At 53.1% G+C, this 11792-nt stretch carries 12 protein-coding genes; all 12 read right to left on the bottom strand.

Annotated features, from left to right (window positions below; genetic code table 11):
* Positions 1–288, bottom strand: a 288-nt coding sequence (locus DevBK_RS20330) for a transposase (protein WP_317186820.1), incomplete at its 3' end; no start/stop codon positions are given.
* 69 nt (positions 289–357) lie between these two features.
* Positions 358–711 carry an IS66 family insertion sequence element accessory protein TnpB gene (gene tnpB, locus DevBK_RS20325; RefSeq protein WP_317186819.1) on the bottom strand — a complete coding sequence of 118 codons (354 nt, stop codon included), beginning with the start codon at positions 709–711 and terminating at the stop codon, positions 358–360.
* A complete protein-coding gene (tnpA, locus tag DevBK_RS20320; protein WP_317186818.1) occupies positions 708–1100 on the bottom strand; it encodes an IS66-like element accessory protein TnpA in 393 nt (130 codons plus the stop codon). The genes tnpB and tnpA overlap by 4 nt, the downstream gene beginning before the upstream one ends.
* 319 nt (positions 1101–1419) lie before the next feature.
* Positions 1420–2811, bottom strand: a complete 1392-nt coding sequence (locus DevBK_RS20315) for a hypothetical protein (RefSeq protein ID WP_317186817.1) — start codon at positions 2809–2811, stop codon at positions 1420–1422.
* Positions 2798–3973 carry a glycosyltransferase gene (locus DevBK_RS20310; protein ID WP_317186816.1) on the bottom strand — a complete coding sequence of 392 codons (1176 nt, stop codon included), beginning with the start codon at positions 3971–3973 and terminating at the stop codon, positions 2798–2800. The genes DevBK_RS20315 and DevBK_RS20310 overlap by 14 nt, the downstream gene beginning before the upstream one ends.
* Complete coding sequence (locus DevBK_RS20305; protein ID WP_317186815.1) at positions 3970–4485, bottom strand: serine O-acetyltransferase; 516 nt, start codon at positions 4483–4485, stop codon at positions 3970–3972. Before DevBK_RS20305 ends, DevBK_RS20310 begins: the two co-directional genes overlap by 4 nt.
* Positions 4482–5846 carry a lipopolysaccharide biosynthesis protein gene (locus DevBK_RS20300; protein WP_410494119.1) on the bottom strand — a complete coding sequence of 455 codons (1365 nt, stop codon included), beginning with the start codon at positions 5844–5846 and terminating at the stop codon, positions 4482–4484. The genes DevBK_RS20305 and DevBK_RS20300 overlap by 4 nt, the downstream gene beginning before the upstream one ends.
* Before the next feature lie 98 nt (positions 5847–5944).
* A complete protein-coding gene (locus tag DevBK_RS20295; RefSeq protein ID WP_317186813.1) occupies positions 5945–7033 on the bottom strand; it encodes a glycosyltransferase family 2 protein in 1089 nt (362 codons plus the stop codon).
* The gene (locus tag DevBK_RS20290) at positions 7030–8187 is read right to left on the bottom strand and encodes a glycosyltransferase (protein ID WP_317186812.1); all 1158 of its coding nucleotides are present in this window, start codon (positions 8185–8187) and stop codon (positions 7030–7032) included. The genes DevBK_RS20295 and DevBK_RS20290 overlap by 4 nt, the downstream gene beginning before the upstream one ends.
* Positions 8184–9173, bottom strand: a complete 990-nt coding sequence (locus DevBK_RS20285; RefSeq protein ID WP_410494118.1) for a glycosyltransferase family 4 protein — start codon at positions 9171–9173, stop codon at positions 8184–8186. The genes DevBK_RS20290 and DevBK_RS20285 overlap by 4 nt, the downstream gene beginning before the upstream one ends.
* Before the next feature lie 163 nt (positions 9174–9336).
* Positions 9337–10509: a glycosyltransferase family 4 protein gene (locus DevBK_RS20280; protein WP_317186811.1), complete on the bottom strand. Its 1173-nt coding sequence runs from the start codon at positions 10507–10509 to the stop codon at positions 9337–9339.
* A gap of 240 nt (positions 10510–10749) precedes the next feature.
* Positions 10750–11742, bottom strand: coding sequence for a UDP-glucose 4-epimerase GalE (galE, locus tag DevBK_RS20275; protein WP_317186810.1), 993 nt, complete (start codon positions 11740–11742; stop codon positions 10750–10752).
* Positions 11743–11792: the final 50 nt, after the last annotated feature.

The following is an 11792-nucleotide window of genomic DNA, read 5'->3' as shown; positions in this document are numbered from 1 at the left end:
ACCACGGTTGGCATTGCGCGGTTTGGCCGGCCCTCGAGCGACGCGATCCTCGGCGTCTTCTTCGGCATGGATAACCGCGATGGCCGTTTCCAGATCTTCCAGCGCCAGTTCGAACTGGTCAGGATCGCTCTTTTCCGACCGTCGTCCGAAGGCTGCCTGCTTGAACGCAGCGACCAGCTTTTCCAACTGGGCGATCCGCTCGTCCTTGCGCTGATCGCGCAACGCCGCAGCGACAAGCAGCGCCTTGAGGGCGGCAATATCGTCAGGAAGTTCGGCGGCATCGAGCATGTCCGGAATCTACCAGATCAGTCGCCGCCGAGCCCGCAAAAAGACAAGCCCTGAGTCATCCTGACGCAGTCATTCCACCGCTTCTGGCGCCTTCGCTTCCACCGCCCGAACCCGCCGCCAATCGAGCCCAGAGAACAGCGCCTCGAACTGCGCGTGGCTCAACGTCATCAGGCCATCTGTCACCGCAGGCCAACTGAAGGTGTGCTCTTCCAATCGCTTGTAAGTCATGACCAATCCGGTGCCGTCCCAGTAGAGCAACTTCAGCCGATCAGACTTCTTGGCGCGGAACACGAAGACCGTGCCGGTGAACGGGTCCTCGTGCAACGCGTTCTTGACCAGCGCCGCCAGGCTGTCATGGCCTTTGCGAAAGTCGATCGGCTTGGTCGCCACCATGATCCGCACCCGGCTCGAGGGGAAGATCATGTGAGCGCCGTCAGCGCGCGTACGACCGAGGCAATCCGGACCGCCGAGGCGCCAGGCTCGAGCCGGATGATCACCGATCCCACCACGACCTCGGGCCCAGCCGATGCCGCCCGATCCGCGGCCGCCAGTGCCTCATCAACCGGAGCGACCATCAGCGTCGCAAACTCCACCGCATCCTCTGGTGCCGGCAGCACCAGCCTCCCCCTCCGCGCAAGGGTTCGCCAAGAGGAAATATGGTTGGGCTTCAGCCCATGCCGCTCCGCAACTTCACTAATGGTTGCTCCGGGCCGCAACGTCTCGGCGACAATCCGCGCCTTAACCTCATCGGGCCACTGCCGATTGCGGCGCCGTCTACCGCTATTTGTGAGAAGCTCCAATGGAGCGTCCATGGAGAAACTCCCGCACTGACATCAATCAGTGCGCAATCTCATGGCTCACAAACGGGAGGAAGGTGGGGGTAGGACACCGCTTACTCTGAACCGGGTGGTTTCTGCTCTACAGGTTCAGATGCACCGGGGAGCACTGTCTGTCAGAAGTTGCGCGGCACGTCCGAATGCTTCGAAAGAAACTTGAAGGATCGCACTCTGAACTTAACCGTCCGAGATGCGCCGCCAGAATCTGCAGTTTGGCGATCCCCCGTACATCCTGGAGTTTGCTGGCGTGAGGTGATTTTCGTCTATCAAGTGTGAACACACGTGTGCCACAGAACTAAGAGGCCTTCGAAACTAAGGCATAGTTAATTTCTTCTGCAACCTCTAATCCTAACCTAGACTCTGACTTCCTCCACACATGCCTACTAGACACAATACCTAAAGTCATACCCAGCAATAGTTGCTCGAACGCCAAGTCTACGAAGGATTTATTATAAAAAAGCATGACGACAATTGAAAATAATATTGCGCGAAGCGCGGCAATGCGATCTCGTTGTAGCGGGTCGCGTAGTTGCAGGAGAATTCGCCTGGCTCGAGCGATACCTAGAAGTAACGCTAGAATGTAGAGGCCGGCTGCAACTATGCCCCCGTCCCATAACAGCTGCGCAACGGCCGTGGCTCCGACGTCTAGCGGATAATAGCGACCTCCAATCTCTCCTACAGCAACAGCACTGCTGAAGCGAGTTGAGGCCATACCGTATCCGGCAAACTTTCGATCGGCGCCTGAGGCAAAATCATTCGACCATAGCGCAAATGATGCTCCACGACTAACCTGACCAGTCTCATAATTTGCACCATCCTCATCGAAGAAGTACGAAAAACTCGCAGAAACAGAATCTTCAATAGATGATGAGCTCGTAGTACCCCAGTACAAATTTTGGTATATGCTCAATAAAATAATCACAAAAATCGGGGTAAACACCAAAAATGAAACAATAACTGAAGGCCTTCTCCATATGAAATGAGATACACTCAAAAATAAAACGACAGGAAGAAGTATTAGAAAAAGTTTAACCTCGCTCATGATCAATATTAAAAAGGATGACGCTATTGAAGCCCAGAAAAGCGAACGAGATATACGGCCGTGGCGCCGTAGATAGAGCGCAATAACTGTTGCAACGGTAACTGCCAGAGCCAAGCCCGGGCTGTCACCGCCCGCAAGGGGGTCACCACCAAAAGTGCCAACTACTGAATCCCATGAAATAGCCGATCGGCCAGCTCGCACCACAAAGAACTGTTGGAGAACAAAGGGCATCTGTACTATGGGCACCCACACAGCAGCTTTCTCAAGCCGCTGAATCAGGGGGATGGGGTTCGGCCATAGGGAGATACCGAGTGCCACAAAAAAAACCGGCGCATAAATTCTTAAACCTAGCAGCATTTGCTCTACTGGAATGCCGCTTCCAATTGACCCCACCACAAGCCAAAGCATCCAGATTACAAGCGCACGCATCGGCCAAGTTAGGATCGTGCTACGGAACCCGCCCCTAAGAGCGCAGGCCAACAGTATGATCGGCCCCCCAAGATATGACAACTGATATACTGCTGTCAGTTTTCCATAGTAAATTACAGATCCGACAACATACAGCAAGAATCCAGAAGTCAATAATACAACAATATCCAACCTCTTGTTTGCAATAGAGTACCCCGCATGATTAGACAATAGCATGCCGGATTACCTCAGCAACAGATTTGGACATCATCACATAATTGCGATTTTGCAATACGTAAGATCGACCAGCACCCCCCATAGCGGAGCGTGCAATATTATCAGATATTATAGACTCAACGCTATTTGCTAGATCTATAGGGCTGAGATTAGATATAATTCCACCGCCGGATGATGAGATCAAATCCGTTTGATCTGGATGTTCATTCACGATCACAGGAAGACCCGATGCCATATATTCAACAAGCTTTGTGGGGCTTCCGACGCTGAATATAGAATCTACCGGAGTCAGGCAAATTGCTATACTTGCCATGTCCAAGTGACGACTTACTTCCGATGTGCTCACCCAACCAGTAAAAATTATCTTCTCTGACGCGGGACTTCTCTTAATGGTTTCACGAAGCCATTCCCTATCAGCAGGCTCTTGCGCGTCCCCTACAATAGCCAATTCTATGTGAATGTTTCTCCGCGCTAACTCCTCAAGCATGCTGATCATGACATCGACGCCACGTGGACGATCGCATGCACCGACATAGATAACTCTTGGTATTGTCGACTCAATATTCCTGATTGACGACGGAAATCTTTCCGGATCAATGCACATAGGAACTGCAGTAACATTACGTGGGTTTGCTCCCCACCCCTGGACCTCTAGTGCCATTGCTTTACTTTGAACGAAAGTATGTGCCGGAAACGAGTTGGCAATGAGCATGCGCTCAAGTAGAGCACCGCCCCCCCCCTTCAGAGCCAGCCAAGCACGCCGGAGCCAAGATATGTCACCCCAGCTTTTTTTGAGAATCGTTAGATCCATCAAAGCTATCGGGAACGAGCGCCAATAAAGAAACGGAGTGCGAGCAAATAAAGCCTTTATAAATATTAGCCACGCTATAATTGGCATGTCACGAACCAGCACGGCGTCGTAGTCGCGAAATCTGAGCGAAACCAACTTTTGGATGGTGAATAGCAGACGGCTCAATTTTCCACCCCGTGCAAGGTATAGGGCGCTATTCTGCCATTCAGTCGGGACCGCGGATTGACCTGTGGCGTGGCTTACTACATCGCAGAAAACGCCATTATCAGTCATGTACTTGCCGAACAGGATGGCCACGTCTGGGCGGAAAGTCGGATGTCCATCCGGATGAAAGAATAAGATGCGGGTCAACTAACGCCCCTTTCGATAATCCGCGCAGGCACTCCTACTGCCAGGGCCCCTGGTGGCACGTCCTTCACCACCACGGCATTTGCACCGATAACAGCCCCGTCGCCGACACAAACGTTGCCGAGGACCTTGGCGCCAGCGCCAATCACGACACGATTCCCGATGACCGGCGCCTCCTCTGGGTAGCCCTGCGAGCGGTTTCCAATTGTTACACCCTGTCTAAGAATGACGTCATCGCCAATTACAGCGCGGCCGTGAACAATTATGGACCCAAAATGCTCGATATTCAGTCGGCGCCCAACGACGGATGTTTCTGGAAGACAAATGCCGCAACTGATCTCGATGAATTTCTGCATCAACCGATTGATGATGTAGTACGGCACCCTGATGAATGGGGTTCGAACCTTGGTGCGCGGATGCGATAACCGGTACACGAATAAGGCCCAAAAGCCTTGGCTAAAAAGGCCTTCTCGGTGCGTACGAAGATCCTCTCGGATGAGCTTGTACAAAATCATAGTGTTTTGGCTTTTAGGCTTGCTAAGGCCACTCTGATCCGCTTGCGATATATCGCCAGCATCACGACACCCATGGCGAGACAGGCAACTATTCCCGAGGCGAACAACTGAAGCCAGGGAGGTTCGGTTGTTGTCAAACTCATAACTATCGACGCACAGACCCCACCGACAAGACCGACAATCACTGACGGAATCACCGCACCAACGATGTCGAGAACACTCACGGTTGTCACCTTCGCTGCCGCATAGGTTCCTATACCACTCGTGGCTATCATTCTTAGAACCGATGCTCCGGCTACAGCCTCAAGGCCCCAATGAGCACTCACGAAAAAAAGTACCGCACTCAGTAGAAGACTCGCTCCAGTTATGCGGAACTGCGTACCAGTTTTTTTCATAGCAATTAGGACGCCGGCATTGAGAGAACCCGCCACCGCGATGGGCCCCGCTATACATAATATCTGCATAGTTACCGCGCCCGACGCCCATTGCTCTCCTGCAAGAAAGATCAGTGCAGGTCGGCTCACAACAAACAAAACAACATAGATTGGGATCGCCGCAATGGTTACCAGCGTCAACATCCGCAGATGTAAGCTGCGGAGTTCCGCTGGATTGCCCTTTCCTTTTGAGATAATCGGCACCGACGTTCGGCTGACTACGCCAGCAAACATGTCGTTAACCGTCTGAGAAATGCGGTACGACACAGCATAAAGGCCCAAGGCAACCGGGCCTAGCACAGCGCCAATTACGAAGAAATCAAGTTGCGAATTCAGCACGGACACTGCGTAAACGCCTGCCAACCCGATGCCATACTTTAGTGGCTCGCCAAGATTGGCAATGGACGGAGCACCGGGGCGCCACCGGCTCACCAAAAAACTCGCTGCGCAATCAACTGCTGACTCAGTCAGTTGCTTGGCTACCAGACTCCAAATGCCGAAACCGAGCAGGGCCGCTGACAACCCTACCGCGGCTCCAGCCACCGTGCTAATCAGCGAACGAACGGCAATCTGCTTATATTTAAGCTCTGAGCGAAGCAAAGCATCGGGTACCCGCCCAATCGCCGAGATGATGACTGCGACCGAAAGAACTTGCGTCATTGCGACGCTTTGATCGTGACCGATAACGCTTATTGCCCACCATGGCGCGGTCCCCGCCACTATTAGAGCAGCAAAAGTCGAAATGCCGACCTGCCCCCAAAATATAGAGTTTATTTGGTCGGCCCGATTGTTTTGCTCTTGGACAATGTATTCAGCAAGCGTTGACTCAGTGGCAACCTGCACCAGCACAATGATTGCAGCTATCATGCTCAGTGCGCCGATGTCGGCCGGGGAAAGTATACGAGCCAGTACAAAGAACACCACCAAGGTGGTAGCTCGAGATCCCCAGACACGGACTAGCGACCATGCCGATGCAGACACCAGAGTTCGCGTCTCTAACCTTCCCCCGGTGACTTCAGGACTCGTCATACTACACTTGCTATGTGGGGATTAGACATAACCAATCCGGTACCGGCAATAGTTGACAGCCTGGGGAACATGCCGAGCCGGATTAGCGTCTCGCTACCTTCAAATTTGACTGATCCACTATACTCTAGGCTATCGTTATTTGAACGGCTTATAGCGTCCCGATACCACTTATAGTGAGCGCCCCCTCGATAGTACTGGCCTTCCGAGATAACCCGCTCAACCCTCTCATGAAAATCTGCGAGAAATTTGTAATGGAGCAGTACTGCCATTTCGTCCGCAAGTTTCAATGGTGTGGTGGAGTGCGCACCTCTGTGGAAGGAAAATCCTTTGTCGGGCCGTACCAGGGGAACCTTCTCGAGAACGGTGGGCATCTGCCACAGAGCTCTATCGAGGCCTAGAGCGGTTACGCCGGTCATTCCCGCCAGCTTCTCAAGCTTAGAATGTATAAATGCGTGACCCCAGCCGCGCGATACTTCAACGTTCAGAGGTCGTGCAAAGCGTTGTCTAGGGCCACCAAGCACGCGTATACCCGGGAAACGGGGCTTTTTCCCTACGCGGGCAGGCTTTACCTGATAAGCGTATTCACTGTCCATGCGGTTAGCAACATCGAAAATCGATGATTTGTCATCAAGTTGCGCACTGGAGAGCGCCCCATGAGGATACATGTCAAGCATGTAAGCCACTACACCGTGGTCGCCACGTTCATCTAGCTTGTCGACATACCGATGGATATTGATCGCCTCAAACTGCGGATACACGAATAGCTCGTCAGCATCAGCGAACAAGCACCACCCATCTAGCCCATGGAGCTGCACTAGGGTGTTTATCCAGTCGACACCCGACCGAGCTTCCGAGTAGGGGGCAGAGGTCCAGTAGACGTGGCAATCCGGCTGTTCCAAGAGCCATTCTCTGCTGCCATCTGACGAATTGTTATCTACGATTATGAGCCGGTCGACGCCCAGCTGACGATAGTGCTGAACGAAGTGTGGAAGTCTTTGGCGTTCATTGCGCAACATTCCAAAAACCCGCACCTCACCTTTGGCGTCGGGGACCGGCCGACCGATTGACACAAGCGTATGGGTCATTCGGCAAGCCGCTTAGAAGTCACAACCACCTGCAAGTCCTTTTCGTTGTCCGTAATCGCGCTCGTGATCTGGTCGGCCAACATGAACCAACTATACGCGGTAGTTGCGCGATGATGAGCAGCCTCTCCCATCGCTTCGATGCGGCCGGACCGCAATAGATCAATGGCGACGGCAGCAAATTCACCAACGTCGCCTGGCTTTACACGTATGCCGTTTTGTGCGTTTTCGACGAGTCCGTCATAGAACTGCATGTCCCACACAACAACCGGCAATGACATGGCCATAGCTTCAACACAAGTCCCCGGCAATCCCTCATAGAACGACGGCGCTGCGTATATTTTCGAACGTTTTAGCCAGCCTACCATTTCGGCAAATGGCACTTGACCTGTGAAGATTACATTGTCCGGATATCTCTGTGCCACAGCTTCCACTCCGGCCTGTCCTTCACCGTACCCAACTACGGCAATCCTAATAGATGGGTGAATCGCTATCAGTCGCTCGATAATCAGAGGTAAAACGAGACTCCCCTTACGCGGCTCGATACGTCCTGGAAAAACGACATCAATGTCTTTGGTGATATCATCCAAATCTCTAGAAAATTGGGAGAGGTCCACGCCGTTGGGGATGACTTTAATCGTTCCTCTATATCCGTAGTGAAGAACTTCCGAACGCCCTTGCTCAGTGAGCGTGATTATTTTAGACGCCCGCTGGAATAGCCATCGCTCCATCGCCATTTTTATTTTCACCGACAGGCGAGACCAAGACGACGGAAAGAGCGGCAGTCCAAGTAGCCGCCCAGACATCCCGTAGTAGGTGGTATGGGCTGTCACGGTTAGCGGGATTCCGCCGGGTATAGAGAATGCGGGAATAAGCGGTGGAGCGTGGAAATTTATAGCACTAACAAGTCCTTGATTCTGCAGCGACCGCAGTAGTTTACGGACCCGCAATGTCCAGATGGCTAATCCTAGACGCCCCTCTGGCATCGGAATATACTTAAGTTCAACAACATCGGCGCGGGCCTTGAGCCGTACTTCGCTGCCACCATGGATTACCAACATTTTTTCGTTGCCGTCTGAGATGTTGGCCAGCCAGGACTCTATATAGCGGGCGATACCGCCCACTCCAGACAGCTGCGGATAAACGACAACGATCACCTGCGAACCTCATTCACTACCGCGTCGAAGTCCGCCACAACTCGTGACCACTGGAAGCGTCGTCTAATTTCTTCTCTGGCGTTGCGCCCCATAGCCTCACGCAGACTTGGCTGGGAAAGGGTAGTTCGTATTTCTTCGGCTAGGCTGGTCGCGTCAGGCATGGCCAAGCGACCGTTTTCGCCATGCGTTATCAATTCGGGAATGCCTCCAACCCTAGTTGCGATCACTGTCCGACCCGCAGCCATACCCTCGAGCACAGTCAACGGACAAGGGTCCTGCCAGATAGAAGGGACAATGACAGCGTCCGTAGTGGCATAGAGCTCATTGAGTTCACGACGGCCCAAGAAACCGGTGAACTTCACGCGATCAGATAAATTATGTACAAGAGACCTTAGCCTCCGCTCATATGCCGTTGTCGGCGCATTGCCGAAGAAGGACGAGCCGGCCAACACCAGATCGTGCATCGGAAATTCTGAGGCAATCCTAGAGAAGGCCTCTAACAAAATGTGTGGCCCCTTCTCGTCCACAAGTCTCCCGGCAAAGAGGATAAAAGGACGATTGGCAGGTGCGATTGACGGCGCCTCAACTAGATCGGTCCCGTTCAACACAGTGGTGAAGCGGTGCGCGTGGTGAGCAAAGGCACTCGCAGCTCTTCGTTTTACGTAGTCTGAAACGAAGATTACCTTATCTGCCTTATCGAGCGCTTTATCATAGTATCGGGAAGGCCCCCGCGAAGTGAGGTGATCGTTGTGCATATGCAAGATAACAGCTTGCTCTGGCCGTTTATTGAGCATCAAAAGCGCAATTGGGTCGTTCTGGATAATCAACACGTCAAACGAGCGGGCCAGCGGCCGTGTCCGAATGTTGTAAGATAACGACACGATGGTTTTAGATATAAGGCGCGGCAGACTACCTTGTGAAGAAGCCTGCTTGAGGTCATTCGCTGATTGCTCGTAGCGTCGCCACGGCACTCCGATATAGCTCACACCAGCTAAACCCGGCGCGTCGGATGGCCTAGATATTATCGATAGATTAGCGTTGTCAGGCTTCCAGTAATCGGAAAGCCTATGAACCCAATGCTCAACGGCTCCACCGAGTGTAGGCGGTACTGGCAACATCTCCGGCATAAGGATGCCAATTTCCAACTTACTACGAGACACCGTAAACCTGCATGGTTTGATCAACTATGGTGTTCCAGTCAAACCGCTCGAGTTCCGCTCCCCAATCAACTCTGTTAGAGGGGCGATCAAGCGCTTCCGTTAGCTTTTCGCAAAGTCCGTTGACGTCACCGACAGTGAAATATGCACGAGCGGGTAAGCCCACTTCTAAATGGGGCGATATATCACTTGCGATGACATCACACCCAGAAGCCATGGCTTCAAGTAGAGCAATCGGCAGCCCCTCATGGGTCGACGGGATGACAAACAACCGAGCGTCCGTATAGAGTTTCTGGACCTGAACCCATGGAATAGCACCCAACAGATGCACGTGGGGCGAGCTCGATGCCAAGCGCTGCACCTCAGAGGAGTACGCAGTCTCATGGTCAGCACCCCCAGCGATTACAAGATGGACGTCGCCGCGATCGATTGCCAAGAAAGCTCGCATGAGATCAAGATGTCGCTTCTCCGGAACGATCCGCCCCACCGACAGTATGTACGGAAAGTCGAAACCTCCGGTCGATGTACCGCTATTCGCCGTTTTGGAAACGCCATTAGGAATGCCATGGACGTTGCGCGAGCTTGTCTTAGAGAGCTCCTGGCTAAGTCGTGATGAAACTGCTATCACTTCGTCTGCAAATGTGAGGGCAGACCACTCACCCGCTTTCAGCGCGATTTTAGCGATAGTTCCCCACTTCTCTCGATTGTAGTCCCGTCCGTGATGGGTCACCACCACTCGTAGACCTAACAATTTTGCCAGCGGAGTAAGAAGCGCCGGGCCGATACCATGAATATGTAAAACCATGGGACGTCGCCAAGCGCTCCACAATACCGCAGCGAAAGTACCCGACACCGCTTCAAAACTCTGGCTACGGAGAGACCAAAGCGGAGAGCGAACTACCCCATCCACTTCGCGCCTCTGATATTTGGACACATCAGCGTACGGCTTGCGCTCGACCACTTCCACAAGAACATCTCGCTCAGCAAGTCTTGTCGCCAGCTCTCTTACGTGGGTTTCTATACCACCTTGAGCATCAATGCTACGCAACCCAGCCATCATAATGTGGCGTCGTCCGATATTTCGCTTAGGCACCAATTGCCCCTCCACTTGCCACAGCGCTTTGGCCACACAAAAGCCGGCAAAAATAGCGTTTTGTAGCGACATGCATTTGACCGCCCACTGATGTCTGGAACCTAGTCTACCCCGTAAAATTCTATCTACAAAACAAAACAATAGACGACACAAAATAATTTACAACAATAACTGAAATTACACCGGCTTCAACAAAATAGAAATTTTTACAATATTTTAGTGCATTAGTTTCATGAACATAAAATTATAAAATAGTTTACTATTATCAGTGCGACAGATTTGGCAGTTACCCGAGAGACCTTTTACGCGCAATCAAGTTTTGCGATTGCGGGTCATCAGGTGACGTTCCCAGGCATAGGCGGTTTCGACGATTTCGTTGAGATCGTCATGCTGCGGCACCCAGCCGAGGAGCGAGCGGACCTTTTCGCCTGTCGCGGTGATCGAAGCCGGATCGCCGAGACGGCGCGCGCCTTCATCGGCCCGGAAATTGACGCCCGAGACTTTGCGGACCGTTTCGACCACTTCACGCACGGAAAAGCCGCGGCCGTAGGCGCAGTTGAGCGTCGTGCTTTCCCCGCCCTGGCGCAGATGGCCGAGGAGAAGGGCGTGAGCGGAAATCAGGTCGGTGACGTGGATATAGTCGCGGACGCAAGTGCCGTCGGGTGTCTCGTAGTCGGTGCCGAAAATGTCCATCTTTTCGCGCTGGCCGAGCGCGGTCTGGCAGGCGACCTTGATCAGATGGGTGGCGAGAGGCGTCGACTGGCCGGAACGTTTCTGTGGATCCGCGCCGGCAACGTTGAAGTAGCGCAGGACGCCGAAGGTAAGCGGATGAGCCGCTGCGACGTCCGCCAGCATCCACTCGGTCATGAGCTTGGAGCGGCCATAGGGCGACATGGGATTGAGCGGGGTGTCTTCGACGACGGGAGCGAGGCCGGTCATGCCATAAACGGCAGCGGTCGAAGAGAAGATGAAGTGTTTGACGCCGCCCTTGACCGCAGCCTCGATGAGGTTGCGGGAGGTCGCGGTGTTGTTGGCGTAGTATTTGAGCGGATTGGTCACCGATTCCGGCACGACGATCGAGCCGGCGAAATGGATGATCTCGGTGATGCCGTATTTTTCGATCAAGCCGACGACGAAATCGACATCGCCGGCATTGCCCTGAACGAAGCGCGCGCGGCCATCGATGGCCCAATCAAAGCCGGTGACGAGATTGTCGAGCACGATGACGTCTTCGCCGGCATCGGCCAGATTGAGCACCATGTGGCTGCCGATATAGCCGGCCCCGCCGGTAACCAAAACTGCCATCATACATCTCCAACTTATCGAGGGATTTGCTTAAGAAAAGGCGATCTATT

Origin of the sequence: Devosia sp. BK (genome assembly GCF_032907385.1) — a bacterium.
Lineage (GTDB): Bacteria > Pseudomonadota > Alphaproteobacteria > Rhizobiales > Devosiaceae > Devosia.
Note: the sequence above shows the minus strand (reverse complement) of the source record. Positions and strands in the feature narration are given on the sequence as shown.

Excerpts from the sequence above, each read along its gene's own strand:
- tnpB (WP_317186819.1), bottom strand. The coding sequence starts at position 711 with ATGATCTTCCCCTCGAGCCGGGTGCGGATCATGGTGGCGACCAAGCCG.
- DevBK_RS20315 (WP_317186817.1), bottom strand. The coding sequence starts at position 2,811 with ATGCTATTGTCTAATCATGCGGGGTACTCTATTGCAAACAAGAGGTTG.
- tnpA (WP_317186818.1), bottom strand. The coding sequence starts at position 1,100 with ATGGACGCTCCATTGGAGCTTCTCACAAATAGCGGTAGACGGCGCCGC.
- galE (WP_317186810.1), bottom strand. The coding sequence starts at position 11,742 with ATGGCAGTTTTGGTTACCGGCGGGGCCGGCTATATCGGCAGCCACATG.
- DevBK_RS20295 (WP_317186813.1), bottom strand. The coding sequence starts at position 7,033 with ATGACCCATACGCTTGTGTCAATCGGTCGGCCGGTCCCCGACGCCAAA.
- DevBK_RS20280 (WP_317186811.1), bottom strand. The coding sequence starts at position 10,509 with ATGTCGCTACAAAACGCTATTTTTGCCGGCTTTTGTGTGGCCAAAGCG.
- DevBK_RS20305 (WP_317186815.1), bottom strand. The coding sequence starts at position 4,485 with ATGATTTTGTACAAGCTCATCCGAGAGGATCTTCGTACGCACCGAGAA.